This is a genomic window from Microcoleus sp. AS-A8 (assembly GCA_039962225.1).
Taxonomy (GTDB): Bacteria; Cyanobacteriota; Cyanobacteriia; order Cyanobacteriales; family Coleofasciculaceae; genus Allocoleopsis.
The window spans coordinates 18,188-44,785 of sequence record JAMPKV010000027.1; the positions used below are offsets into that span (position 1 = coordinate 18,188).

Annotated in this window: 26 protein-coding genes; 16 read left to right on the forward strand and 10 right to left on the reverse strand. The window is 47.1% G+C overall.

Annotated features, from left to right (window positions below):
• Nucleotides 1-6: 6 nt before the first annotated feature.
• Nucleotides 7-1,308, forward strand: a complete 1,302-nt coding sequence (locus tag NDI48_27090) for a transposase (GenBank protein MEP0834832.1) — start codon at nucleotides 7-9, stop codon at nucleotides 1,306-1,308.
• Between the two features lie 87 nt (nucleotides 1,309-1,395).
• Here the strand turns inward: NDI48_27090 and NDI48_27095 are convergent, their stop codons facing one another.
• From NDI48_27095 to NDI48_27105, 3 genes are all read right to left on the reverse strand, one after another.
• On the reverse strand, nucleotides 1,396-2,445 hold the full coding sequence (locus NDI48_27095; GenBank protein MEP0834833.1) for a M42 family peptidase: 1,050 nt from the start codon (nucleotides 2,443-2,445) through the stop codon (nucleotides 1,396-1,398).
• 62 nt (nucleotides 2,446-2,507) lie between these two features.
• On the reverse strand, nucleotides 2,508-3,533 hold the full coding sequence (locus NDI48_27100; protein MEP0834834.1) for an SGNH/GDSL hydrolase family protein: 1,026 nt from the start codon (nucleotides 3,531-3,533) through the stop codon (nucleotides 2,508-2,510).
• A gap of 113 nt (nucleotides 3,534-3,646) precedes the next feature.
• Nucleotides 3,647-5,053, reverse strand: coding sequence for an S-layer homology domain-containing protein (locus tag NDI48_27105; GenBank protein MEP0834835.1), 1,407 nt, complete (start codon nucleotides 5,051-5,053; stop codon nucleotides 3,647-3,649).
• Nucleotides 5,054-5,237: 184 nt separating this feature from the next.
• Here NDI48_27105 and lepB point away from each other — a divergent pair, with 184 nt between their 5' ends.
• The gene (gene lepB / locus NDI48_27110) at nucleotides 5,238-5,876 is read left to right on the forward strand and encodes a signal peptidase I (protein ID MEP0834836.1); all 639 of its coding nucleotides are present in this window, start codon (nucleotides 5,238-5,240) and stop codon (nucleotides 5,874-5,876) included.
• Between the two features lie 5 nt (nucleotides 5,877-5,881).
• Here lepB and NDI48_27115 read toward each other — a convergent pair whose 3' ends face one another.
• The 3 genes from NDI48_27115 to tyrS form a co-directional block, all read right to left on the reverse strand.
• On the reverse strand, nucleotides 5,882-6,559 hold the full coding sequence (locus NDI48_27115) for a hypothetical protein (GenBank protein ID MEP0834837.1): 678 nt from the start codon (nucleotides 6,557-6,559) through the stop codon (nucleotides 5,882-5,884).
• An 18-nt stretch (nucleotides 6,560-6,577) separates the two neighbouring features.
• The gene (gene pyrF / locus NDI48_27120) at nucleotides 6,578-7,300 is read right to left on the reverse strand and encodes an orotidine-5'-phosphate decarboxylase (GenBank protein MEP0834838.1); all 723 of its coding nucleotides are present in this window, start codon (nucleotides 7,298-7,300) and stop codon (nucleotides 6,578-6,580) included.
• Between the two features lie 94 nt (nucleotides 7,301-7,394).
• On the reverse strand, nucleotides 7,395-8,588 hold the full coding sequence (tyrS, locus tag NDI48_27125) for a tyrosine--tRNA ligase (protein MEP0834839.1): 1,194 nt from the start codon (nucleotides 8,586-8,588) through the stop codon (nucleotides 7,395-7,397).
• Between the two features lie 871 nt (nucleotides 8,589-9,459).
• Here tyrS and NDI48_27130 point away from each other — a divergent pair.
• On the forward strand, nucleotides 9,460-11,376 hold the full coding sequence (locus NDI48_27130; GenBank protein MEP0834840.1) for a penicillin-binding protein 1A: 1,917 nt from the start codon (nucleotides 9,460-9,462) through the stop codon (nucleotides 11,374-11,376).
• 183 nt (nucleotides 11,377-11,559) lie between these two features.
• On the opposite strand, the gene NDI48_27135 is transcribed toward NDI48_27130, so the two are convergent.
• A complete protein-coding gene (locus NDI48_27135; protein MEP0834841.1) occupies nucleotides 11,560-11,883 on the reverse strand; it encodes a DUF1825 family protein in 324 nt (107 codons plus the stop codon).
• A 208-nt stretch (nucleotides 11,884-12,091) separates the two neighbouring features.
• On the opposite strand from NDI48_27135, the gene NDI48_27140 reads away from it, so the two are divergent.
• The 5 genes from NDI48_27140 to NDI48_27160 all read left to right on the forward strand — a co-directional run bounded on the left by NDI48_27140 (nucleotide 12,092) and on the right by NDI48_27160 (nucleotide 15,172).
• Entirely contained in the window at nucleotides 12,092-12,283 is a 192-nt protein-coding gene (locus tag NDI48_27140; protein MEP0834842.1) for a hypothetical protein, read from the forward strand.
• Nucleotides 12,284-12,330: 47 nt separating this feature from the next.
• Nucleotides 12,331-12,723 carry an NINE protein gene (locus NDI48_27145; protein MEP0834843.1) on the forward strand — a complete coding sequence of 131 codons (393 nt, stop codon included), beginning with the start codon at nucleotides 12,331-12,333 and terminating at the stop codon, nucleotides 12,721-12,723.
• A 5-nt stretch (nucleotides 12,724-12,728) separates the two neighbouring features.
• Complete coding sequence (locus NDI48_27150; GenBank protein ID MEP0834844.1) at nucleotides 12,729-13,277, forward strand: ComEA family DNA-binding protein; 549 nt, start codon at nucleotides 12,729-12,731, stop codon at nucleotides 13,275-13,277.
• A 147-nt stretch (nucleotides 13,278-13,424) separates the two neighbouring features.
• Nucleotides 13,425-13,769 (forward strand): hypothetical protein, encoded by a 345-nt coding sequence (locus NDI48_27155; protein MEP0834845.1) that lies wholly within the window; start codon nucleotides 13,425-13,427, stop codon nucleotides 13,767-13,769.
• 59 nt (nucleotides 13,770-13,828) lie between these two features.
• Nucleotides 13,829-15,172 carry a GUN4 domain-containing protein gene (locus NDI48_27160; GenBank protein MEP0834846.1) on the forward strand — a complete coding sequence of 448 codons (1,344 nt, stop codon included), beginning with the start codon at nucleotides 13,829-13,831 and terminating at the stop codon, nucleotides 15,170-15,172.
• Nucleotides 15,173-15,271: 99 nt separating this feature from the next.
• Here NDI48_27160 and NDI48_27165 read toward each other — a convergent pair whose 3' ends face one another.
• Genes NDI48_27165 through NDI48_27175 form a run of 3 tightly spaced genes read right to left on the reverse strand, consistent with a single transcriptional unit; the run spans nucleotide 15,272 to nucleotide 17,835 of the window.
• A complete protein-coding gene (locus tag NDI48_27165; protein MEP0834847.1) occupies nucleotides 15,272-15,850 on the reverse strand; it encodes a Uma2 family endonuclease in 579 nt (192 codons plus the stop codon).
• A 31-nt stretch (nucleotides 15,851-15,881) separates the two neighbouring features.
• On the reverse strand, nucleotides 15,882-16,667 hold the full coding sequence (panB, locus tag NDI48_27170; protein ID MEP0834848.1) for a 3-methyl-2-oxobutanoate hydroxymethyltransferase: 786 nt from the start codon (nucleotides 16,665-16,667) through the stop codon (nucleotides 15,882-15,884).
• 46 nt (nucleotides 16,668-16,713) lie between these two features.
• Nucleotides 16,714-17,835, reverse strand: a complete 1,122-nt coding sequence (locus NDI48_27175; GenBank protein MEP0834849.1) for a transcriptional regulator — start codon at nucleotides 17,833-17,835, stop codon at nucleotides 16,714-16,716.
• Between the two features lie 542 nt (nucleotides 17,836-18,377).
• Here NDI48_27175 and NDI48_27180 point away from each other — a divergent pair.
• From NDI48_27180 to NDI48_27215, 8 genes are all read left to right on the forward strand, one after another.
• Nucleotides 18,378-19,808: a form I ribulose bisphosphate carboxylase large subunit gene (locus NDI48_27180; protein ID MEP0834850.1), complete on the forward strand. Its 1,431-nt coding sequence runs from the start codon at nucleotides 18,378-18,380 to the stop codon at nucleotides 19,806-19,808.
• Between the two features lie 84 nt (nucleotides 19,809-19,892).
• Entirely contained in the window at nucleotides 19,893-20,282 is a 390-nt protein-coding gene (locus tag NDI48_27185; protein MEP0834851.1) for a chaperonin family protein RbcX, read from the forward strand.
• A gap of 72 nt (nucleotides 20,283-20,354) precedes the next feature.
• The gene (locus NDI48_27190; protein ID MEP0834852.1) at nucleotides 20,355-20,699 is read left to right on the forward strand and encodes a ribulose bisphosphate carboxylase small subunit; all 345 of its coding nucleotides are present in this window, start codon (nucleotides 20,355-20,357) and stop codon (nucleotides 20,697-20,699) included.
• 465 nt (nucleotides 20,700-21,164) lie between these two features.
• The gene (locus NDI48_27195) at nucleotides 21,165-23,066 is read left to right on the forward strand and encodes a DDE-type integrase/transposase/recombinase (protein ID MEP0834853.1); all 1,902 of its coding nucleotides are present in this window, start codon (nucleotides 21,165-21,167) and stop codon (nucleotides 23,064-23,066) included.
• Between the two features lie 6 nt (nucleotides 23,067-23,072).
• Entirely contained in the window at nucleotides 23,073-24,044 is a 972-nt protein-coding gene (locus NDI48_27200; GenBank protein MEP0834854.1) for an ATP-binding protein, read from the forward strand.
• 42 nt (nucleotides 24,045-24,086) lie between these two features.
• Nucleotides 24,087-24,659 carry a TniQ family protein gene (locus tag NDI48_27205; GenBank protein MEP0834855.1) on the forward strand — a complete coding sequence of 191 codons (573 nt, stop codon included), beginning with the start codon at nucleotides 24,087-24,089 and terminating at the stop codon, nucleotides 24,657-24,659.
• A 407-nt stretch (nucleotides 24,660-25,066) separates the two neighbouring features.
• A complete protein-coding gene (locus NDI48_27210) occupies nucleotides 25,067-25,501 on the forward strand; it encodes a hypothetical protein (GenBank protein MEP0834856.1) in 435 nt (144 codons plus the stop codon).
• A gap of 293 nt (nucleotides 25,502-25,794) precedes the next feature.
• Nucleotides 25,795-26,589 carry a DEAD/DEAH box helicase family protein gene (locus NDI48_27215; GenBank protein ID MEP0834857.1) on the forward strand — a complete coding sequence of 265 codons (795 nt, stop codon included), beginning with the start codon at nucleotides 25,795-25,797 and terminating at the stop codon, nucleotides 26,587-26,589.
• Nucleotides 26,590-26,598 lie beyond the last annotated feature (9 nt).

Here is a 26,598-nt window from a genome sequence, read left to right on the forward strand (position 1 = left end):
AAGAAGGTGATTTTATTGTTTGGATGTCAACAAAGTTTAATTCATACAAGCAAAGATATTCAAGCGATAATTGAGTATCTTTGTCGTGAGTCTAACAAGGTATTTAACTGTGCGGTATATTATGCCCGTCAAATATACTTCAAGGCTCACAAGTACGTCACCAAAGCCGAATTGGATAACGAATTAAAGAATAATCGGCATTTTCAGGCTATGTACTCTCAAGCTGCCCAACAAACTTGTCACAGCGTCTTTGAAGGTTTTAAGTCTTTCAAGGCTCTCAATAAGTTATTTAGGCAAGGGAAGCTAGTAGAAAAACCTAGACCTCCCAAATACCGTAAGCGCGGTTTAAATATTGTCAGCTATCCCAAACAAGCTCTAAAGCTGATAGGCAACAATATTAGAATTCCGCTGGGAAGCAAGGTAAAAGCTTGGTTCGGCATGGATTCATTCACTCTTGCCCTGCCGAGCAACTTGGAGTTTAAGGACATCCGGGAATTGCGGCTACTCCCTAGAAATCAGTGCTTCTACGCTGAATTCGTGTACAAGTTAGAAACGGTAGAAGCTCACCTCAATCCCGACAACGCCTTGGGAATCGACCCAGGTATGGACAACTGGTTAACCTGTGTTTCTACGACAGGAACCAGTTTTATCATTGACGGGAAACATGTTAAATCCTTGAATCGCTGGTACAACAAAAAGGTTTCCACGATTAAAGATAATAAACCCCAAGGTTTCTGGTCTAAAAAATTAGCGCATCTAACGGAACAAAGAAACCGTCAGATGCGCGATGCTGTTAATAAAGCAGCAATATTGGTCATTAACCATTGCCTTGAGAATAATATTGGAACCATTGTTTTTGGGTGGAACCAAGGACAGAAACATGAATCCAACCTGGGTTCTAAGAACAATCAAAAATGGGTACAGGTTCCTACGGCTCGACTCAAAGAACGAATCTCTCAACTGTGCGAACAGTATGGGATTCGATTTGTAGAAACTGAGGAATCATACACCTCAAAAGCTTCCTTTGTTGATGGTGACTATCTTCCTTCATACGGTGAAAAACCCGATAACTGGAAGCCATCAGGAAAGCGAGTAAAACGCGGTTTATATAGAACTGCCCTCAATTGGTACATCAACGCAGATTGCAATGGTGCATCCAATATCTTGAGGAAAGTAAGCGGAATGCTTGGAATAAATCTGAGCGGACTGTCTAGGGTGCCTTTGACAGCACCCCAAAGAGTTTCTCTTTGGTCAGCTAAGAAGACGCGGAGGGACGGTGTTTTAACCCGTCCCGAAGTATCCGCTTAGAATCCGCCGTAATTTATTCGGCGGAGTGTCAAACCTCGAACACACTGACTCATCCCCATAAAAACAAAGCTATCGTTGATGAAGCGGTTACGCCCAGTCGGTTTGGCAGTAAGTGTTAAGAAGATGGATACAATTGGCGATCGCACCCAAATGAGCAATCTCATACCCATGAGTATTCTGAGTGGGAAAGCTCAAACAGGCGGCACGCGCCACATGACCCAACTTCATGGCAATGGAAGCATCACTGCCAAATCCACTAATGGTTGCCAGTTGTAGGGGTACATTACAGGCTTTTGCGGCCTGCCGCAGCTCCCCATTTAAGCCCTCGTCATAAATGCCATAGCCATCCTGAGACAGCAACACGGGTGCTTCCCCCGCTTCTATGGGATACTCAGACGACAAAGGGCAAATTTCCAAAGCAATCAAGGCATCTAAGGGTTGATTTTGAGTAAAATACAGTGCCCCGATCGCGCCGACTTCTTCTTTTGCCGAGGCGACTAAATAAGTATCCACGCTGGGAGTCTTGAGTTGTTGTGCTAAGGCTAAAAGAATGGCTACGGATGCTTTGTTATCCAGCGTATAGCTGGCAATGTAATCTTTCAGGCGTATTGGTCGCTTCCGATGTTTCCCAATCACCATCCGGGTTCCCACGCGCACGCCAGCCGCTTCTAGTTCTTCTGGGGTACACTTCGTTTCTATCCAAACATCTTCCCAATGTACGGGTTTATCTTCCTGCTGGGCTTTTTGCGGGGATTCATGAGACACATGGCGCGACCCAAAAGAGAGAATACCGCTAATCGTTTGCTTGTCACCCAATAAATCAACGACACCCTCTCCATAAACCCAAGGAAAAGCACCGCCGAGTTTGCGGACTTCAACCCGTCCCTCATCGCCTACACTCTTGACAATTGCGCCAATTTCATCTTTGTGCGCGGTAATGGCAATGGCTCGTTCGGAAGTGCGCCCCGGAATTTTGGCGATCGCATTTCCGGCTCTATCTTGCCACACTTGGACTCCCAACGCTTGAAATCGACTGATCAGCAGTTGGTCAATTTCCCCCTCTACACCACTTGGAGAATGGTGTAAAACGAGTTCTTCAATCGTTTGGAAGAGTTGGTCGTAATCAAACGAAGACATACTGGATTCTATCGCTGTTGCTTCTGCCAGTTAGTCTACTGCTTGCACACTTAATTGTTAACTCAACTCACGGGTTGAGATTTTTTCTTCAGCCTCCAACCTGTAACCAAAGCACCGAAAATGACTGTACCCGCTATCGTCGCTGGTTCAGGGACGGATTGGGACTCTAATTCGTCAAAGGCTAATTTGGCAATTTGTTGATGAGTCTCGGTTGTGGGATGGATATTATCCCAAAACAAGTATTGATTTTGTACCGTTTGACCGCCAATAACACAATTTAAGTTGTTGAGACAAGCATCAGTAACATTGGTGAAGCCAAATTGAGCAGGATTTGAGATAGCGCTCTTCAACAGGGAATTCACATCGAGCAATTTGATATTCAAATCAGAACCGGGCGCTTGACTTAACGTATTCAGGGTTGTGTTTAGGCTCGTGTTATGAAGGCTGACCAAATTATTGAGGCTATCAGAAATCGGGGTCGATCTGGTAGCCGGCAGACTTCCTAAATCGGGTAAGTTGGCAACTAAGAAATTTTTCGCACCCAGTGCCGCGAGAGTACTTAAAGCCAAGGATAAATTGCCGATGGTCGTATCCGGTGTGGTGAAGGGTGTAAAATTACTTTGCGTCGGCAGATAATCATTGGCACCCGCCCATAGAACATAAAGGGCATTCGGATCAGCCGTTTGATTGGGTGGGATGAGGCTTGTAAATAAACCAATTTGCTGCTGTAATCCAATCAAATTTGGATTGAACGTGTTCTCTGTTCCTGTGGTAGAACCACCAAAAGCAAAGTTTATCCCTTGAGTTGGACTAGTTGCTGGACTAATTTCTGTATAAGGAGTTGGGTTTAAGTTTAGGTCTTGACCGAGGTAATCTATCCAATTGGGGCCATTAGAAAAACGTCCATCAAAATAAGGCGGTGGAGGAGAGCCAGCTCCTGTCGCTTGAAGCGTAGCATTGAATACATTCCCCGGATCTGAGAGGCTATCACCAAACACATACATTTGTGTAAACGTTGCCGCCGCCGCCTTAAGCGGCAACAGGAAAGAGAAGAGAACAAATCCTGTGGCTGCAATTTGCTTGTTCATGGTAGGTTTCACCCTGGCTCGGTTTGACAGATTCTTTAGTTTGACATTAAATACATGGGCTGAAAATAGTAGGGGCAGCAGCGAGACAAGGGTAGAGAATTTGTCATTGCCTCCTATGGGCTATTGTCAGTAGAGGGTGTCGTTTCCAGTTTTGGGGATGGCTGACTGGGTTGATTCTTGAGCAGCAGCGCTTCTTTTGCTGATTGCCCTTCCCCTTGAGAACCAAAGTACCAAACCGCTGCCGCCGCCTCAGCGCGAGTCACGGTTTTCTTGGGTTGAAACAAGGTTGTGTAACCAAATACACGACGGATATTGGATTGTTCACCATTCTGAAAATCGGCGACTACAGCCCGCCACGTCTTCGGGTCAATCTTGGCTACATCTTGAAAGCCCCAAGTTTGCTTAACGATGTCCAGTGAGGCTGTGGGCAAGGTTTGACGGGTATCTAAAGGTACCTTCCATAAAACCAGCGTTTCCCGCGTTAAGGGAGCATTGGGACGAAACAAGGCGGCTGTACTATCGCCACTCAAAGAACTGGGAATTAAACCCGCCTCTGCCAATGCCTGAATGCTGGAAAAATCGCGATCGCTGCGGGGCACATCCCCAAAGGCGGGTTGAGAGGTTTCTGAGGCTAAACGGATTTGCTGTCCCGGACGATTGGCAAAAATCTGATTATTCGCGGCAACTAACCAACGCGCAAACTCACGACGTGTAATGGATTTATTGGCTTCAAAGGGAGTGCCGCTAGCATTCGAGTTTTGTTTGGCGGCAGATTTATCCACCCTTAAGGCTTCCAATTCGACTAAATCCTCTATTTGCTGGCGCAAGGCTTGAGGGAGTTTCTCTAAGTCAGTGAATCCCTCGGATGGTGTGGATGAAGTCTGTGTGGGCGAATTGGTCACCTCTGGAGTTTTTTCAGGTTGCGCCACGTCTGGCTGACTCGGCGATGGGGACACTGATGTGGCATTCGCCTGAGTCCGAATGTACTCAATGCCAAATTCCGTCGTGCTGGCCGTAGACTTGTCCGTAACAGGTGGTGTTTCTGAAGGGGAGGGTTGAGTGTTAGCAGAGGGAATTGTTAGGGTTACTTCCAGATTGTTCTGACGTGCGACTAACTTCCCCCCGGCTGAATCCTGAGAGGTAATCTGCCATCCGTTTGAACTCAATACCCGTTGATAAAAGTTCCCAATATTATTGATGGGGTCAGAGGATGACCAACGGGTTCGGTAGCCTTGAGGCATCGACCCTGTTAACGGCTCAACATTCTGTAACTCAGCGTTGGGATAACGGGGAATCTCGGTGGGAAAATCGTTTGGCAATTGCACCGAAGTCACGGACTGACCATTACCCTGAGATGACCGACCAAAAAGAGTAGTGTCATTCTTCAGATTCGGGTCTGCTTTCAAGGCATTCTCCAGTGCTGCGCCAGTTAGACCGGAGGCACAGGAAGTCAACACACTCAGTAAGCAAAGGGCGAAACCAGCCAGTAGGACAGGGCGTTGAAAAGACTGCACAGGCATTGAAGTACAAAGCGTCTTATTTCTTACGCTAGCGCAAATTCCCCAACGGTTTGTGATTCAAGAAGTCTAAAGTGTAAACGATGAAGGATGAAAAAAAGTCTGAAGGATGAAACAATGAAGCATTTGCAAGGGAGGAATGCAGGAAAAACGCTATGCCTCCCACTTCATACTTCATACTTGGTTTATGACTTCAGAAGAAAAAAAATTGGCGGCGCATCCTAAGTCTCTCGGTTTGGCAGAGGCTACGCCAGACACCATGACAGATGAAAAGTCAACGGTGGTGAAAGAACCACCGAACATTTGGCGACAATTCCGGGAAAATCTGCAAATTGTTTTAATCGCACTGGTTTTGGCCTTAATCATTCGATCGTTTGTGGCAGAACCGCGCTTTATTCCTTCGGAGTCAATGTTACCAACGTTAGAAGTTGGCGATCGCCTAGTTGTGGAAAAAATGTCCTACCATTTCCGAGCTCCTGCGATCGGAGAAATTGTCGTCTTCGATCCGCCCGAACAACTCCAGCTTCAGGGTTACGCTAAAGACCAAGCCTTCATCAAACGCGTAATGGCCACACCTGGGCAAATTATTCAAGTCAAAGACGGCAAGGTTTACCGCAATTATGTCCCGCTCAAGGAAGACTACATTGCCGAACCGCCAGATTATCAAATGGAAGCAGTACGGGTACCGGAAGGCCATCTATTTGTGATGGGAGATAACCGGAATAACAGCAGAGACTCTCACGCTTGGGGCTTTTTGCCTCAACAAAACGTCATTGGTCACGCTTGTTTCCGCTTCTGGCCTCTCAAGCGGATGGGTCGGGTTTGACAAGATCACCTTTTCTCTATGTTTCCTGCCCCTGGATTCCTCTGTGGAGATGATGAGTTTCGGATGGCTCCAGCACGACAATCTCGTAGCCAGATGCTCACAGCCTGACCAACAACGCCTTTACTGCTTTCCTGGGGCGGCGTCGGGGGGCGTCCTGAAGAAGAACCAATTCGAGAAAACATGGTGGCTACACGCCAGCCCTGTGGGGTTTGAGTCAAAAATAACCAGTGGTAAAGCTGCATGTAAGACGCTTTGCCTCCTCGATACTGCCGCTCTAAGGTGGTAAAGAAGACTTGCTGTGGGGGTTCTAAGTCAATGGCTGAAGCGGGAGGAGTATAAGGCCCTGGCCCTAAAGTCAGAGGTTCAAACTCTGGGCGGCCTGCCACAAGAACGCTGCTGGCGCTTGCAGGTCTTCTGAGTGAGCGTCGAGAGCGTTGCAATACCCGGTTGGCGTAGCTGGGTAAATCCTTGAGCATGAGGGAGGTTAAGGTTTCCACGTCCCCTGGGCATTTTGAGGAGGGAGGGGAAACTGGGGATTGAGCCGTGAGCAGAGGAGGAGAGGGAGATGGGGGCAGAGGTTTGGCAGGTAGGGCGATGGCTGTGCCTTGTATCCCCAGCCAGCCGATCATCATCAGCTTCATATAAGCAAGATTTCTTGCCTCACCCCTTGTGGGCAACCCCATATTTTTCATCCTCAGTCTTTAGACACCAAGTGCCCCTAGTTCCTCGCAAATCTTCTCCCAAGCGGCAACGGGTTCCGGCGCTGCCGTAATGGGTCGCCCGATGACGAGGTAATCGGCACCGGCTTTGATGGCGTCTGATGGCGTCATGGAGCGTTGTTGGTCATCAGCTTGTGCCCAACTCGGTCGCACCCCTGGACAAACCAGCAAAAAATCATCCCCACAAACGCGGCGCAGTTGAGCCACTTCCACAGGAGAACAAACGGCTCCGTTCAAACTCGATTCTTGAGCCAATAGTGCCATTTGCAGGGCATATTCGGGCAGTTCCACAGGCACTTTTAGGTCAAAGGCTAAATCCCGTGAGGTGAGACTCGTCAGCAGGGTAATGGCGATTAACTTCGGGGACGCGTAACCGGCCTGTTGTGCCCCATCCCTCGCTGCCAGATTCACCGCTTCGAGCGCACGGCGACCCGCTGTGGCATGAATGGTGATTAAATCCACGCCATAAGTTGCCGCTTGACGTGTCGCCCCTGCCATGGTATTAGGAATGTCATGAAATTTTAGGTCGAGAAATACCCGCTTTTGTTGATTTTTCAAAAAACGAATAATTCCAGGCCCTGTGCTGACAAACAGTTCCAGCCCTACTTTCCAGAACGTGACTTGCGGCAACTGTTCGACGAGTGCGATCGCCTCTTGCTCAGTCGGAACATCTAAAGGAACAATAATCCGGTCTTCTACAGGCATCCTGAAGGGTTGAAAGGTGAAGGAAGGTGGAACGTTGAAGGCTAAAGGTTGAGAAGATAACTTTTAACCTGTCAACCTGCAACGTACAACCCCTTTATGGTACTAGACGGACAAATTTCTTTTTCCCAACTTGTAACACTTTGCCATTTAAGGCATCTGGGGAATCAAAGGTGAGGTCAACCGTAGAAATGCGATCGCCCTCTAGTTTCACCCCCCCATTTTGAATCTGTCGCCGCGCCTCTCCACTCGATTCACACAGTCCACTGGCATTCAGGATATAGAACAACTTAGCGGGAAATGTAACCGCAGCCAAAGAGAATTCAGGGATAGCCCCCCCTTGTTTGGCTTCATCCGCCGCTTTCTTGCCGTGGTAATGAGAGACAATTGTCCAAGCGAGCAGTTGTTGGCGATCGCGTGGATTGGTCGGTAGTTCGTCCAAGGCTAAATCCGTCAGCAACTCAAAATACGAATCCACCTGATTGTCTTTCGTCCCTTCCAGCTTCTGATACATCGTCAAGGGTTCATCCCTTAACCCAACGTAGTTATTGAGCGACTTGGACATCTTCTGCACCCCATCTGTCCCGATTAAAATCGGCGTCAAGAGTCCAAACTGAGGCGTCTGCCCAAAATGCCGTTGCAAATCTCGCCCGACAGCAATATTAAATTTTTGGTCAGTTCCCCCCAACTCAACATCAGCCTCTACCGCTACCGAATCATACCCTTGCATCAGTGGGTAGAGGAATTCATGCAGGTAAATCGGATTTTCTTGCTTATAGCGCTCCGCAAATCCCTCCTTCGCCAGCATCTGCCCCACTGTCATGGTCGCCAACAATTCTAGAATTTTCGCCAAGCCCAGCGGTTCTAACCACTCCGAGTTGTAACGAATTTCTAAACGTCCTGGTGTCTCAAAGTCCAGAATCGGGCGTACCTGATCCAAATACGTTTGAGCATTGTACTTAACCTCATCCACAGAAAGCTGACGGCGCACGTCAGATTTACCGGTCGGGTCACCAATTCGTGCGGTAAAATCCCCAATAATCAGGACGGCGGTATGACCCGCATCCTGGAAAGCCCGCATCTTACGGACTGGAATACTATGACCAAGATGGATATCGGCTCCTGTTGGGTCAATTCCCAACTTTACCCGTAAGGGACGGTCGGTTTGCCTTAAACGCTGAACTAAATTTTCGTTAGCATCTTGAGAATCGGCTTGATTGGGAAAAATTTCACTGATACCTCGATAGAGCCACGCTAGCTCGTTGGGAATGGCGGATTCAAAATTTGACATTCGTCTGAGACATCTTTAAGGATTGAATAGCAGGATTTAACGTACTCTACCCCGCAACCTATGGCTATAGAGCTGGAGATGAGAGTGAGGAGATTATTAAGAGATTTTCACCCTTAAAGGCTGCGCTTGCACAGCCTCTATCCAGTCCACAGCCATAATGAAGTGTTAGCAGGGGAACGAAGTGAGCATTTTTGAGGGTTAATGGATTCTGGCTAGTTTCTAAATATTGCTGCAAGATTCACACAACTATGATGGCAGAGCGTGACAAGTTCCCGTTTGTTATACATAATGCAAGGCACTAAAATTAACCAGTTTTGCCTACAATGCCAAACAGCCATGATAGCTCAGCTTACCCTTATCCCAGAATGCACCTAGTATGATGAAGCAATGCTTACTTTTAGCCAATGCTTTGGCAGTCGTTACTGTATGACTTCTCTTTCAGAATACACAAGAGCGACAATAAGTATTGGCGCAGCCAAGGTTCCTAAGCAGGCTAGCGCAAACGCATCGAGTCCCGTACTGTGCCCCATGGCTTGGGGGCAACAGCCGTATCGTCCTCATTGCCCTAGATTTTATGGCTTACGTACCCACGCTGTATGGGAGCTATTAAGACTCGGACTTAAGCACCAACTCGCTATGATTCACGAAAGTTCAGTATCACAAGTCCTCAAACAGATTCTTCGCTGGGCTCACAAGGTCAGCATACCGTCTCAAGGCATCAGTAGTCCTCAAGAGGCTTTTTGGGAAATTCACCTTCTCTGTCATCCTGCTATTGCTATAAATTTCTGTAATTATCTATAGAAAGTATTGATATAAAGTTACTTTCCCTTGTGCGTTCAGTCTTTTTTTTGAGTGAGGAAGTGAAATCGCCGTGTCATCTAGCACCGTTCAACAAAAACAAGATACCAAAAGCGGCTCATCATCCGTTTTCCACTTTGTACAGGGAGTTGCTCAGGTCGCAGGTGGAACCATCCTCGGCATCACCATGCTAACGAGTTCAATCGTTGCCGGTGGGCTTGTTGGCTTGGCAACCAGCTTCCGCAATCTTCCAGATGTCAGAGTGCTACGGGGCTACGTGCCCTCAGAAACGACTTATATCTATGACATTAAGGGCAAGGAATTAGCCAGTCTCCACGGTGAAGCCAATCGCGAAGTTGTCAAGTTAGACCAAATCAACCCTGTACTCAAGCGAGCTGTACTCGCGATGGAAGACAGCCACTTTTACATGCATCATGGGATTAACCCCAATAGTGTGGGGCGGGCGCTCTTAATCAACTGGGAAAAGAATACAGTGGTTGAAGGTGGCTCAACCCTAACCATGCAGTTGGTGAAAAATTTATTTCTCAAGCCAGAGCGTAAGTTTAGCCGCAAAATTGCTGAGGCGGTGATGGCTATCCGACTTGAGCAAATCTTCACCAAAGACCAGATTTTGGAAATGTACCTCAATCAAATCTATTGGGGTCACAACAATTATGGGATTCAAACCGCTGCCCAAAGCTATTTTTCTAAAACGGCTGATCAACTCAACTTGGCAGAGTCGGCGATGCTAGCCGGATTGATTCAGTCTCCGGAAGAATACAGTCCTTTTGTGAACCTCAAAGTCGCCAAAGAACGACAAGGTATTGTTTTAAACCGGATGGAAACCCTAGGCTGGATTACAGCCACCGAAGCAGAAGCGGCTCGTAAACAAAAGCTGAATATAGGCAAGCTAACTTCTTGGCGGACGAGTAAGCTTCCATTTATCACAGAAGCCGTTGTCAGTGAGTTGAATGAGCGGTTTGGTCGCGAGGCTGTCCTCAAAGGTGGGATGCGCGTCCAAACGACAATTGACACCAAGTTCCAGGAGATGGCTGAACAAACTGTTGCCAGTTCCTATGCCAATATTCGTTACCGTGGGCTTTATGCGGGTCAAGTTGCCCTAGCTGCCGTCGATCCTCGGACACATTTTGTGAAAGCGCTGGTTGGCGGCGTGAGTTACAAAAAGAGCCAGTTTAACCGAGCGAGCCAAGCCAAACGCCAACCCGGTTCTGCCTTTAAACCCTTTGTTTATTACACAGCCTTTGCCACTGGCAAATATGGCCCTTCGTCCACCGTCATGGATACCCCAGTGAGCTATCGGGATGGTAGCGGCTGGTACTCTCCCCGAAACTACGGTGGGGGTTATTCGGGTGCAATGACCATTCGCACGGCTTTAACCGTATCGGCTAACGTTCCCGCCGTCAAAATCGGGAGAGCTGTCGGACTAGATAAAGTGATTGAAACCTGCCGCACCCTGGGCATTAAAAGCCCCATGGAGCCAGTCACTTCCTTGCCACTGGGAGCCATTGGCTTAACCCCCTTGGAAATGGCAGGAGCTTATGCCACCTTTGCCAGTAATGGTTGGTATTCTGACACAACAATTATTGTCCGAGTGACCGACAGCACGGGCAATGTTTTGTTAGATAACACCCCTAAACCCAGGTTAGTACTCGATCCTTGGGCTACTGCTTCTCTCACGAACGTGCTGCAAGGCGTGATTAATGGTGGTACCGGAAAAGCAGCACAAATCGGACGCCCAGCCGCAGGTAAAACGGGTACGACCTCATCGGAGCGAGATGTTTGGTTTGTTGGGTATACACCGCAGTTATCGACCGCTGTTTGGATTGGCAATGATAACAACAGACCCCTCGGCGGTGGAGCAACGGGCGGTCAATATGCGGCACCCATTTGGCGAAACTTTATGCTAAAAGCGTTGAAGAACGAGCCAGTGCAAAGCTTCCCAGCCCCTTCTAAGTTTAATCGTCCCTAAATCTAGAGCGAGTTGACACACTCTACTTTTGGGTGAGCACACTCAGAAGTCACACATCAGACGAAACCCATAAATAAGGGTTAGCCAACAGCCACCTCATAGGAAGCGCTGAAAGTACTTCTTGGCACTACGCCTAGGCTACGGCGACAAAAGACTAGTGCTTAGGCACGGTATAGCTGAGTCTCAGGGTTGCTTTTTTAGCTCTGATTTCATTCGTTCCAGAGTCATGTTCATTTGGTCGAACATTTGCTGAGGTGTAATGCCAAACTGACCAAGCTGGGTCTTAAGTTGTTCCACTGTCATCTGAGCCATAAAGTCCTCAGATAACTCAAAGCGTTTCATAAAAATACGGTAGCGCTCCATCAGCGCTTCCATCTGCTCGATAAAAATCTTTTTCCCTTCGTGATCAAATTTGCCATAGCTGCCTCCCAGTTGGATTAGGGATTGGTAATCTTCAAACAGCTGTTTAGCTTCTTGTTGGACAATATCTGAGTCAAAAAACCCCATTGCTCTTATCTGTTCACCGATGAGTGGGTTACACGGCTGCTGTTAGTCACATTCTAGTGCAGCACTTAACTTCCGCAAACTTCGGTTTACCGTATTCATAAGTGAGCGCTTACCTCACCCAGATGGCTGGGACCTAACGACACTGGGCAGCTAGGCATTATGTTATTTTGTAACTGAGTGCCAGTATTGCAGTAAATTGAGTGTCGGTATGCCACGCAAACAACTAGGTAAAATACAGTCTCATTGGAGAATTGAACCTGAAACAAAGGAGGCACTAGACCAGATAGCGCAAGCTCTGGGTTATAAATATGGCACAGGTGGAGCGGTTGGGGAGATGTTAGATGCGATCGCCAAAGGTGACTTACTTTTGAGTAAGAATGTCTTGCCGCAAATCCCTTAGCACTCGCCATTGTTTAAGCCAAGCCATTCCTAGGGGTAAAAGCAAGTATGTTGAGCAAGCCGAAAAATCGAACAGTCGCTGCTGTCTTAGCGTTTAGTGGGATGGTGATACCTATTGCCGGGTTCCATAAGTTTTATCTGGGGCAGCCATTTTGGGGCATCGTGTATTTGCTGCTTTGGTGGACACCTGTTCCTCATATCGCCAGTGTAATTGAAGGATTTTGGTATCTTGCCCAAGGTGCAGAGGAGTTTGACAATAATTTCAACCTGGGCCTGAAAGCGGCTCCTTCGGTAGCTAATCAAACCGTAGCGGTTGACCCAGCGCAGGTTAGTGCGATCGCCGATGCCTTGAGAGAACTTGATCGACTGCGCCAAGATGGACTAATGTCCGAATATGAATTTGAGCAAAAACGCCGCCAATTACTGGATCGCATTGCCTAAAACCCATGGCACTATTTAACTGGCTGAGTCCCCCAGGACAACCTTCCCAAAATTGGCAGCTAATTCGGGCGCGACTGGAGAGTGACCCTTATTATCGGCTGCAATCGGCAGAAGAAATTGTCGTGGCAGCCAAACTGGGTATTAAAATTGATGCGAATCAAGCGAGTGTGGATGACTGGTTGCGACTGCCAGGAATATCGATTCATCAAGCGCGATCGCTGGTTGAACTGACTCAAATGGGGGTTCAGTTTTGCTGTCTAGAAGATATTGCCGCTGCTTTAGGGATTTCCGTCGGGCGAATCAAACCATTGCAACCGATTCTCAGCTTTTGTTACTACGACTCGGATAGCGACTTAACCCCTGTACCGATTAATCCGAATACAGCTTCAATTGAACAATTAACGAAAATTCCAGGAGTTGATTTGTTTTTGGCAAGAGCGATTGTACAGAATCGCAGTGAAGGGGGTAATTATCGTAATCTTGTCGATTTGCAGCGACGCCTTTCACTTAGTGCTCAGTTAATTTCTGATCTTATGTACTATTTAAGGTTTTGAAGCGCAGGCACAGACTCCTGAGATCAAGGATTTTCCAACTTTATACTTTAGATAGATGCGTCTAATTTTTTTTAGCCTGAGCTGGCTGAGAGAAAAACGTAAATTGAATTAGCATAGCGTATACACAGAAATTCTTACGGGGCTAGGATGGTTGACGAATCCAACGTAGAGACAATTTGGATTGTTACGGATGATGCTTCTCAAGGTTCTGATCCACACAGAAGTTATCGAGAAGTTGCACAAGAAAAGGGAGTCAAGGTTTCTGTTCCCGCGCTAGAGCAAAAAATGTCTCGTTTCCTGAAGTCAGTGAGTCGGATATTCCACCAAGCTGAACAGGAAACTCAAAAGAACAACCCCGGAATGCAGTTGGATGAAATTGAGCTGTCAGTAGAAATTAGCGGCGAAGGTGAAATCAAGCTAATGGGGACTGGGGGTAAGGCTGCAAGCAAAGGCGCGATTAAACTTACGTTCAAACGAGCCGAACCCAAGTGAGATAGCTAAGCACTCAGTAACAACTATCAAGATTCTCTGGAATGAGCGATCGCACTTCAATGAAATCAATTCTACTGCTGGCAGCTAATCCTAAAGGCACAAAGAATCTTCGCCTGCAAGAAGAAGAGCGCGAAATTAAGGAACGGTTACGTCTAGCCGGATACGGCAAGATACCCATAAATGCAGCAGGTGCAGTCCGTCCAATAGACATACAACAGGCTATGTTGGACTTCGATCCGCACATTGTTCACTTTAGCGGACACGGAGCAGGACAAGACGGCTTAGTATTTGAAGATGCGATTGGTCAAGAAAAGTTAGTAGATTCAGAGGGACTGGCTGAACTTTTCGAGTTGTTTGCCGAGCAAGTTGAGTGTGTCGTTCTCAATGCGTGTTACTCAAAATTCCAAGCTGAAGCCATTGCACAACACATTGATTATGTAATTGCTATGAGCAAGGAAATTGGTGATAATGCTGCAATTAAGTTCTCAGTAGGTTTCTACGCGGCTCTGGGTGCTGGAAAACCTTTTAAATTTGCTTATAAACTTGGCTGTAATGCTATTCGACTAGAACTAGAACGTAGTCCCGAATATTTGACCCCTATAATCTGGGAAAAAGGTCAACTGATTGATACTCGTCAAGACAATTTAACGTCGAAAACACAAGTTCCCAATCATAGAGGTAAAGATGTAGCACCCATTCAAGAACAGATTACTGCCGATAAAGAAGCGGAATATCAGCAGCAACAGGAAGCACAAAGACAACAGCAAAATGAAGCACAGAGACAGCGACAACAGCAGCAATCTACTCCCACAACTCCATCCAAGCAACCATCTGAGACTGATGACCTCAGATCTGAACGAGATGTAAACTACACTAAGCTGCGGGATTTACTAGCATCGGGGAAGTGGAAAGAGGCAGATCAGGAAACTGTAGCGGTCATGCTCAAGGCAGCTAATCGAGAACAAGAACGCTATCTCCAAATCGAGTCCATCGAAAAATTTCCCTGTACAGATTTACGTACCATCGACCAGCTCTGGGTAAAATACAGCAATGGACGCTTTGCATTTAGTGTCCAAAAGCGTATCTGGGAGAGCGTCGCTGGTAAACCGGACAAAGACAACTATGAAATATTTAAAAAGTTCGGCGAGCGCGTGGGATGGCTAAAGTGGGAAAGTAAATGGCTGGGGCTGAAGAAAGAGGAGCAATGGCTGAGCTACAGCGAAATCACCTTCACACTGAATGCGCCCCAAGGGCATCTCCCACTTGGGTGGGATCGTTCCGTGGAGATCCCACGTTCGTTGATTGCGCTATCCAACTATTTCGATATACCCTCAGCGGAGGCGAGTTCTCGTGGCTCTTTTTGGAGAAGTCTCTTCTCTCGCGTCGAGACTTGTCTACTGTGACGTGTTAGGGTTTCAGGTTTCTGTAAGTATTTGCTACCGAGACGATTTCCACGAACCCATGCCCGTTCTAGCTTTCCGATACCTGGCACTGCGTCATCTTCATAACCCTGGAAACACCAAATTTAGATCCAGCAATAAGTCGGAAAAACCAGGGATTGTCACTATTCCATTCCGTAAAGCAATCTGTCTGATACGGTAACCAAAATTCCCTTGACTATCTTGATAAGGCTGAGTATAACGTTCTACTTGATTAGCCACCAAATTCATAATCCAGTAATTTTGAATCTGAGCTTCTGCATACAACGATAGCTTTACAGTCTGGTCATACACTAAAGTTGAATCTGATACTTCAATTAGCAATAGAATATCCTTGGGATAGGGATGATTCAATAAATAATCATCAGGCTGTCCTCGTACAATTACAACATCTGGTTCTGGCTCACTATTAGTAGCCAATATGATGGGTTCTTGTCCACGAATAACAGCGAGATTGTCTACTAACCGCTCCAACTCGCGTGCCAATTTAGTATTGCAAACTGAATGGCGCGTGCCCTTAGCTGCTATTTGTACTAATTCTCCCCGAATCAACTCCACCCGATCATCTTCAGTTAAAAAACCTAATTCAATCAGGCGATGATATTCAGCTAATGTAAAGCGCTTAGTTGTAACTTGGGTCATGCTGACTCAACAGAACCTTTATTTAATTTATTTAATTAACATCCTCCGGAAATTGTCGCTCTCGCACCTCACGACTATAATCCTCTACGGCTTGGGTAATCATCTGCCGCAAATTCACATAAGACTTGGCAAATGGCGGCATCCGATCTGAAAGTCCCAACACATCAGATGTTACTAATACTTGGCCATCGCAATGCGACCCCGCACCAATTCCAATTGTGGGAATGGGCAGCTTTTGCGTAATCCGCATTGACAAATCATCAGGAATATGCTCTAAAACGATAGCAAAAGCACCCGCTTCATAAAGTGCGATCGCTTCTTGCAAAATCCGCTCTCCCTCGTCCGCTGTTTTCCCCTGCTGTCGGTATCCCAACTGATGCACCGATTGAGGTGTCAACCCCACATGACCCATCACGGGAATTCCCACCGAGGTTAACTGAGCGACGGTTTGAGCCATGCGAGGATATCCACCCTCTAACTTCACCGCCTGTGCTCCAGTTTCCTTCAACACGCGACCGGCTGAATGAATCGCTTGCTGAGGACTTTCCTGATAACTCAAAAACGGTAAGTCACACACCACTAACGCCCGTTTAACACCTCGACACACGGCTTTAGTATGATGCAGCATTTCCTCCAGCGTTACGGGGAGTGTGGTTGGGTAACCCAACGTGACCATTGCCAGCGAGTCTCCAACCAGGAGTATATCGACGCCAGCCGCATCCAACAACTGGGAAACCGCATAGTCCCAAGCCGTCAGCACCACAATCGGACGCCCCTGTTGCTTCCATTGAATTAGTTGCTGGGTTGTAACTGCCATTTGATTTTAGTGCTGTGGTTGTGATGAAGCGAGTTAATCAGTCAAGTTAAAAACTTTCTCTAGGATTGTCACGAGTGAAGGCTAAATGCGGTCTGACCTGACCTGTGGTCTGACTCACCCAGGCTAATCCTTCGGTTGTTCCCACCCACAATTTGTTACCAGTGTCAGGCGACAAGACAAGAACACGACTAGAGGGAAGATCGGGAACTTCACCCAGTACGGCACCACTATCCGGTTTTAGTTTCAACAAGCCGTTATCTGTCCCCACCCAAACAGTCCCATCTTTAGCAAAGCGCACAGAGGTGACATTGCGTCCTCGCAGTGGAGTAACGGAGCGTAGGACTTCTCGTGTTTCTGGGTCAATGACGAGTAAACTGTTGGGAGTTCCAGCCCAAAGTTTACCATCGGGTGATAGCGCTAAGGTTTGTACAGTGGTTCCAGGCAGGCTGGGGATGCGACCGATGACTAAAGCACTGGCGGTATCGACACGCACAAGTCCTTCTAGGGTACCCACCCAAAGCTGACCATCTTGATCTAAAGTTAGGGCGTTAGCGCTGACACCGGGGAGTTTTTGTACGGTCGTCATCAATAATCCTTGGTCGGGACTGATCAGGGTAAGACCGCGATCGCTTCCTACCCAAAGATAGCCCCGGCGATCGAGCAACAATGACAACACGCGGTTAGAAGGTAAGGTGAAATTCTGTGCCGTCACCTCATTACTGCGGGGGTCTACGCGCAACAATCCTTCATAAGTGCCCACCCAAATGCGTCCGACTTTATCTTGGGCTAACGCACCAATCGTGTAATTCGGCAGCGTTATGCGTGCTAACAAGCGTCCGCTATTGGGGTTAATTCTGGCTAACCCTGTCCAAGCTCCCACCCAAAGGTCGCCGGTAAAGTCGGGTTGCAAGGCACTGATGCGGAAATCAGTCGGCAGAGGTGCGGTGTCTTGGCGTAATCGTTCTGGGGACAATGGCTCATTTAATGGCGGTGGTGGGTCGCCCGTGTAGACGGGCGTCTGCCTGCCTGGGTCAGTGTAAGTTTCGGGAAAATCTGACTCACTATTCGTCTGCACCAACGTTTGAGCGATCGCTCTTGGGTGGGCTAAGCTCAACCCTAGTAATGTCACACTCATCAAAAAACGGATATGGGCTGTTAAAAACGCCATCGCGGTTCTCTCTGCCTTCCTGAATAAGCTTGCTATTGTGCAAGTATTCCTATATTTACAAGTATCCCTATATTTAATCGCTTCTGGATGCTTGATGAGTAGAAGGCCAAGCCTGATATTTTTTCTCTATCTCTAAACGGGACATCAATTCACTTTTTTAACAAAACTTTACAAGATGTGATGGTTCTTCTCATATATAAAAAAAGTTTATGAAAAACAACAGAAGATTTGAATTATAACTTATTGAATTCTTGCTATAGTTACAAAACAATTAAGAAATTAAGCGCTACCTATCCAGTTAAGCCTTGTTTACAAAAAGATGCTCTTTAGTGGTCAATTTTGTGGTCAAATAGCATTGGGTTAGGTACTCCCAGGCAACAGCCAAAACAAGGGAAAATTGGGTGTGGTGTTGCACCCTGAGCAGGGCTTATTAGGCAAGCCTTATTAAAAGATTTTTGTTCCAAAAATTCAGGGCAGAATCTACAACCGTTGTCAATGCATATACCTGTTGCAACATTCAGTCGCTCCTAAGGAAGGAAAACATGTCTTACTCTAAAACCAGCACTCAGTCAAAAGCTGGGTACGACGCCGGGGTAAAAGATTATAAATTAACTTATTACACTCCGGATTACACCCCTAAAGATACTGATGTCCTGGCGGCTTTTCGCGTGACTCCACAGCCTGGGGTTCCTCCAGAAGAAGCGGGTGCTGCTGTTGCCGCTGAGTCTTCCACTGGTACCTGGACGACTGTGTGGACAGACTTGCTGACTGACCTCGATCGCTATAAGGGTCGTTGTTACGATATCGAGCCGGTGCCTGGGGAAGACAACCAGTACATCTGCTTTATCGCCTATCCTTTGGATCTGTTTGAAGAAGGTTCTGTCACCAACTTGCTCACCTCTTTGGTGGGTAACGTATTTGGTTTCAAAGCCCTGCGTGCACTGCGCTTGGAAGACCTGCGGATTCCCATCGCTTACATGAAGACGTTCCAAGGCCCACCTCACGGGATTACCGTTGAGCGTGACAAGCTGAACAAGTACGGTCGTCCTCTGCTCGGTTGTACGATTAAGCCCAAGCTAGGTCTGTCTGCGAAGAACTACGGTCGTGCGGTTTATGAGTGCCTGCGCGGTGGTCTAGACTTCACCAAAGACGACGAAAACATCAACTCCCAGCCCTTCATGCGCTGGCGCGATCGCTTCCTGTTCGTCCAAGAAGCCATTGAGAAAGCACAGGCTGAAACCGGTGAAATCAAAGGTCACTACCTCAACGTCACCGCCCCCACCTGTGAAGAAATGATGGAGCGTGCTGAGTTCGCTAAGGAAATCAAGACGCCCATCATCATGCACGACTATCTAACGGGTGGTTTCACCGCTAACACCTCCCTGGCTAAGTGGTGCCGCCGCAACGGTGTCCTGCTACACATTCACCGTGCGATGCACGCTGTAATCGACCGTCAGAAGAACCACGGTATCCACTTCCGTGTTCTTGCTAAGTGTCTGCGGATGTCTGGTGGTGACCACCTCCACTCCGGTACCGTAGTTGGTAAGCTCGAAGGTGAAAAAGGTATCACCATGGGCTTCGTTGACCTGATGCGCGAAGACCATATTGAACAAGACCGCGCACGGGGTATTTATTTCACTCAAGACTGGGCTTCCATGCCTGGAGTAATGCCTGTGGCTTCCGGTGGTATTCACGTTTGGCACATGCCTGCGTTGGTGGAAATCTTTGGTGATGATTCCTGCCTCCAGTTCGGTGGTGGTACTCTGGGTCACCCATGGGGTAATGCTCCTGGTGCTACCGCTAACCGTGTGGCGCTAGAAGCTTGTATCCAAGCTCGTAACGAAGGTCGCAACCTGTTCCGTGAAGGCGGCGATGTGATTCGTGAAGCGTGCAAGTGGAGTCCTGAGTTGGCGGCAGCTTGCGAACTGTGGAAGGAAATCAAGTTCGAGTTTGAAGCGATGGACACCGTCTGATCAAGCGTGAAGTGTACAGTGTGAAGTATGAACTGTCATACTTCATACTTAATACTTCATACTTCAAAAGGCTGGGGTCAGAAGATGGATTTAAAACGAGTTGCCAAGGACGCTGCCAAGACGTTGAGCAGTTATATGACCTATCAAGCACTGCGGGTCGTCATGGACCAACTAAGTGAAACTGACCCACCTCAGTCACTTTGGCTGCATGGCTTCTCCTCCAAGATTAGTGTCCAAGATGGAGAAGCTTTCATCCGGGCATTACTTCAGGAAAAGCAAGATCTGGCGCTTCGGATCATGACCGTGCGGCAGCACTTGGCGGAGGAAGTGGCAGACTACTTACCAGAAATGGTGCGTGCTGCCATCCAGCAGTCAAATATGGAACATCGACGTCAACATCTAGAGCGGATTACACAACTCACCGCTTCTGAACCCCCGTCCAGTTCCGAACAGCCAACGGACTCGGAAAGCTAATTTAGGTGACCGATTTGGCGAATACCAAGGTCACCTGTTGCACACCCCTAATTCAAAAAACACACCTAACCCATGCAAACTTTACCGAAAGAGCGTCGTTTTGAAACCCTTTCCTACTTACCCCCGCTGACCGATTCCCAGATTGTCAAGCAAGTCCAATACATTTTGGATCAAGGGTATATCCCGGCTGTAGAATTCAGCGACAATTCAGAACCAGAGCATCACTACTGGACATTGTGGAAGCTGCCCCTTTTCAAAGCTCGCAACACTCAAGAAGTGATGGCTGAAGTGGATGCTTGCCGTTCTGACTATCGCGATTCTTACATCCGTGTGGTGGGTTTTGATAATGTGAAGCAGTGCCAAGTGCTGAGCTTCATCATTCACAAGCCTAATACCAATGCCCGTGGTCGCTTCTAAGAGGCTTCTAGCTAGAGTAGTCTGAGGTAGAAATAAGAGGAGAGGTGGTGTAAGCTACCTCTCCTTTTGTAGAGCTTATGTACTCGTGTGTCCATTAAATCATTAATTTCCACTTTAAAGAATTAATTTCCCTTTTGCTGTTATAGCCAAAAAAGGCTGGAAACATTTTAAATGAAGGTTTCCAGCCTTTTTGCCTCACCAATGCCCCTCTTGTTATTTTTAAAGTAAACCACTTCCCAAATTTTTAGATGCCATCCTATTCTTTTGTCCATTAAACAGCTATTTGTCCAGTTTAAACACTTAGTGTCAATCTAGTTTTGTAGCCTGAAAAGCTTTGTGAAATTGAGCTTCAGGCTTTTTTGTGTCTTTTTTATCTACTTGCTAAGTTTAAATATTTATTTGCCTTTTTCCCAAAATCGACCAAAATAATTTTAAATAGATAACTGCCTTTTCCCCAGCAATCTTATGGAATTAGCAGAAATATCGCCGGCTCAAGATGCCGAAACTTCTCAAACAGACCAAGAACAGCCACCCACTCAGGAACACAAAATCCTGATTGAGCTGATTGAAGACCTGGATGAAAAACGGGAGGTAATGCGTAAGATTGAGGCGATTGAGGAGATTCTCCAAGCTGCTGACGAACTCAAGCAAGAGAAAATCCAACAGTGGGCAGACCGACTAGAAAAGCATCCTAGAACGATAACGCGGTGGTTAGAGAAGGTTGAGAAGGAGGGTTTAGCTGCAATAGCTAGAACGACTCGATCTGATGCAGGTCAACTCAAAGGCTGTAAGCGCTGGAAGCATAGTGTTGAGTACTGGATAGAGTTCATCACCAAGACTTATAAGCAGGCTAAAAAAGCAGGTCTAGGCATGACCCCAAACCTTGTCTATAACCAAGTCAAGGGACATGCTGAACTGGAGTTAGGGTTGAAAGACGGTGAATATCCTTCGCATATGTTCGTTTACAAGGTCTTAGACCCGCACATCGAAAAGAAAAAGCGAAAGGTTCGGAATCCAGGGCAAGGACCAGGACTCATCGTCAAAACAACTGATGGCGATATCGTCGTTACACGTAGCAATCAAGTTTGGCAAACTGACCATACCAAGTTAGATAACTTACTGGTAGACGCCAATGGGGAGCTAATCAATTGTGCTTGGATTACCTCAGTCATCGATACCTTCTCAGGTTGTGTAATGGGCTATCACATGGGCTTTGAATCTCCAGGTTCCCATGAAGTTGCCTTAGCACTCCGACATGCCATTTTGCCGAAACATTACGGTGAAGAGTACCAACTCCGAGAAAAGTGGGACGTTTGTGGACTACCTGAGTATATTGTCACTGATAGAGCCAAGGAATTTAAGTCGGCACATCTAAGACACATTGCTGCCGATTTAGACTTTAAAATGCGCCTTCGTCTCTACACTGAGCAAGGTGGAGTGGTAGAGCGATTATTTTTAGGACTGAAAACCGAATTTGCCTCACTGGTACTGGGTTTTAAGGGAGGTTCCTTGAAGGAGCGCCCAAAGAATCCAGAGAAGAAGGCTTGTGTTGTCTACGAGGAGTATGAGAGAAGATTAGTGCGGCATTTTGTCGATCACCACAATTACCATTTTTATCCCAAAGTCCGAAAAGACCAGGAGAAAACACCTCGTCAAGAACGATGGTGGGTAGGCTTAATTGGTGGAAAGCTAAGAATGCCTAACCATGAGCGAGAACTCGATATCTGTTTAATGAAGGAGGCAAAGCGAAAAGTTCAAGAGCGTGGAAGCATAGAGTTTGTAGGGCTAGTCTATACAGCTAGTTTGAGCAGGGATGAAGAGGGTTATTGGCGATACGACAAGGCAGCGAATTTCCTAAAGGATTACGAAGGCTACCAGGTTACTCTTAGATACAATCCGAGCAATATCGTTTACATTCTCGCCTACACGCGGGAGAAAAGCGGTCAACCCTCGAAGTATCTGGGCACTATCAGGGCTAGGGATTTGGAGGAGGAGCGGTTGTCTTTGAAGGAGTGGGAGGATAGGAAGAAAAAGATTCGTGATGAAGGTAAAGCGATCGATCAGTCCTCAATACTGGCACAGCAACGGGATTTGTACACCTCTTCGATTGAGCAAGCAAAAACTGTCAAAGGACGGCGAAAGTCTGAACAACGTCGCATTACAAGTAAGTCCACTCATTCCAAGATTGTGGAGTTACATCCAGAGGATTCTTCAAAAGGCAAAAAGAAGGGAAAAACTGTTACCGAAGCGATCGCCTCCTCACCCTCTGAGGGTGTAGAGTCTGTATATGAACAAACTGAAATGCCAGTCAAGCCTGCGCTGTTTGTAGTTCCTGACTGGGATGAGTTCATGGAAGACAACTGGTAAACGAAGATGAGCAAATCCAACGCAGCCATCCAGCCACCGGAGGAGGAACCACGCCACTCGCCCCAGCAAAAAGTCGATGCTGAAGGGGCTGGCAATACTCAGGCGAATGTAGCTATCCAGCAGCCTGGGCAGCAACCAAGTCGATCGCCTGAACAACAAGCCGAGGTTGAGCGAATTGGTCGGATTGAGACGTATGTAGGAGTGCAACGAGATCAGGATTTATTTGACCGCCTGGATTACTGGCGTGACCTCAAAATCTGTGCCCGTGTCACTACCTTTGATCGGTTGGGTTTATCAAAAGCGTTAGATTACTACACGAAGAAGCGTATAAAGCGTCGAGGTGATTTTTTACAGCTTCCTGCCCCAGTTGCGTATATTGAGATGGAACAACATGGCAGCCCTACCGATTTATTTCTCCTGATTCTGGAGTTTCTTTCCAATCCTTTTGATTGTAGACCCCTACGAGATTTGCGTGCGCGGACATGGGGAACCCTTAAAGGGTATGGGGTCAAAATATTGATTGTCAATCAGGCAGAGTTATTATCATTTGCAGCTTTTAATGAGCTTGTAAGAATTTCGGAAAAACTGAAGATTTCGGTGATTTTGACAGGTCCTCCCTACTTAAACGATATTCTCGATCCAAACTCTAATAAAAAGAAAAGATACATCAATATACATAATACATTTTTGAAGTATCACCCGTTTAATCTACTGTCTCAGGATGATACAGCGACTGTAATCGGAGAGTGGGAAAAATCAGGGTTAAAGTGGACGAAGCCATTGAAATTGGACTCGAATGCTCAGATCGTTGCGCTGCTGCACGAGGCTTCTCAAGGTCAGCTCAGACCCTTATATGAACATCTACGTGAGATTGCTATTTGGAGGCTTGACCATCCTAAGGCTCAAATTAACCCTCAAAATATATCCCAAGCATTAGGCATTCAATTTCAACCGATATCCAAACTTAAACAGGTTTAAGTCAAAACATCTGTTGATTGAGAGTATTCGTAGGTTTAAGAAATGGAAACTGAAGCCCCCCAACATCCACCCTGGTATCTTGAGCCGTTTGAAGGAGAAAGCATTAGCCACTACTTCGGACGATTTCGCCGTCAGGAAATTGTGAATATATCGGCTCCGGGGAGTTTGAGTAAAAAAGCGGGGATTGGTACTGCTGTATCGCGCTGGGAGAAGTTCCGCTTCAATCCGCGTCCGACTCGGAAAGAGTTGGAGGCGATGAGTAAGCTGATTGGTGTAGAAGTCAGTAAGCTTGAAGCCTTGTGTCCGCCAAACGGTGAGGTAATGGTGACTCGCTCAACTCGCCTATGTGCTGTATGTTACCGTGAAGCTCCCTATCACCGTATCCATTGGCAGTTCCAATCAACCGAATACTGTGAGAAACACCAACTACCACTGATATCTAGATGCCCTGCCTGTGATGAGAAATTTGCGCTGCCATTTGAGTGGGAACAGGGTTGTTGTAAGCGCTGTGGCATGAAGTTTACCTCCATGAAAAAGCGGCAGATAATAGCAAAGGAAAGGCGACAAGAACGGGACAGAAAAGCACAAGAATTAGGCCGTAGTTCTTGTGAATGAGTGCGATGAGCCGCAGGCTAGCGCTGGCGCGATTGCCCAAACCGGAGCTTTAGTGAGGATAGCGCCTGCCGTAAGATGCCCGTACAGCCCTACGGGCATGTTAGCGTTAGCTCTCTTCGAGGCGTTAGCCTAGCGGCACGTTAGCCTAGCGGGGCGAAGCCCAGTGCAAACCGCGTAGCGTCTCGTTCGCGGAGCGTCTCCGACAGGAGAAGAGAAGGGCTGTAAGGCGATCGCTCATTCCTGATCCAGAGAGTTGGTGTTGAGTGATGCCCCGGATTATCCGCTAGTTGTAGGATTAAAGCATTGAGGCTTCTCTCACCTATACTGATAAGCCTTTAGCACCTACGCTAACAGTATTGGGAAAACAGGAGTAGCTCTCATCCCATCCCTTACTTTGGTAAATAAAAATGGATGCAGCTCCCATTGAGCCAATACTCCGGTTTCAAGTCACCGCTATTAAGTACACAATTAACACTCCCCAAGATAAACGACGGATTAAAGCTAATAGCAGCCAAGACGAACAAGACAAGCTGTTTCCGCCAGAGGCAGTGAGTCAGGCGGCGGAGCGAGGCATTTATTTATATGAGAAGTATGGAGGGACGCAGAAATTTAGGATACCCCAACTTCTTGCCTCGGCAAGCCCAATCAGCATCCGAGATATATATGAGATATTAGATTATTTTGAAAATAACGAATTCAATACGAGAGAACGAGGGTGGGGATACGAAAACGAGCCTTCAATTGATTGGATTCGCTGGCTGATGATGGGAAGCGATTACGGTTGGACTTGGGCAAGGATTGTCAAGCGGATAAGAACTGCCAAAATTGAAACCCCTAAGTAATTAACTGGGGCGATTTGCCCAAGGCTTGCACGAAGCGATTGCCCAAACCGGAGCTTTAGTGAGGACAGCGCCTGCCGTAGGATGCCCCAAGGGCTGTCAGGCGATCGCACTTCGCGCTTTACTCTGAAGGCTGTTCGCTCACTCTTCCTATAGCTTTAAGGTAAAGAATCGAGTTTCATACTTTTGGCAAAAAGTCAAGACAGAAGCCATAATAGTTGATTGTTACTCACGCCTTGGTAACTGGGAACACTAAGAGTAGCGCAGTTGCTCTAACCAGTTTTCGGAGATTCTGAATGTCTCGCAATGAAGCGAATACTCGAAAAGATTTAATCGATCCAGCGCTAGTGAAAGCGGGATGGAATCTAGATAAGGAGAAAAACCAGGTCGGAATTGAAGTTCCGGTAGATGGGTACAATGCAGAGCTTTGGAATGGTGTTACGGATTATTGTCTCTATCGTGCTAACGGTGATGTAATCGCCGTTGTTGAGGCAAAACGACAGAGTTTCGAGCCACAGATTGCTCAGACGCAGGTTGAGTATTACGTCAAGGAAATCGAGAAGCATCAGAGTTTTCGTCCATTTGCCTTTATGACCAATGGGCAGGAGATTTATTTTTGGGATGTGGGGAATACGGCTAAGCGGCAAGTGGCTGGCTTTTTCTCGCTAGACGATTTGGAGAATTTGCTTTACATTCGCCAGAACAAAATTTCGTTGATGAACGTGTCGGTTAATCTTCAGATTGCGGGACGGGTGTATCAGCAGGAGGCGATTCGACAAGTTTGTGAAGTATTTGATGAAGGAAAGCGGCGTGCTTTGTTGGTGATGGCGACGGGAACGGGGAAAACTCGCACCGCCATGTCAATCGTTGACCTGTTTTTGAGAGCGAACCAAACCCGAAAGGTGTTGTTTGTCGCAGATCGGAATAATTTGGTCGATCAAGCGTTGATGGATGGTTTTGAGGCTCATATCCCTAATGAACCTTGCGATCGCATCACAACCAATAACATTGATAAGACGAAACGACTCTATGTAGTAACAGATAAAACGCTGAGGAACTGCTTTAAACAGTTCACTCCTGCCTTTATTTGACCTGATTAT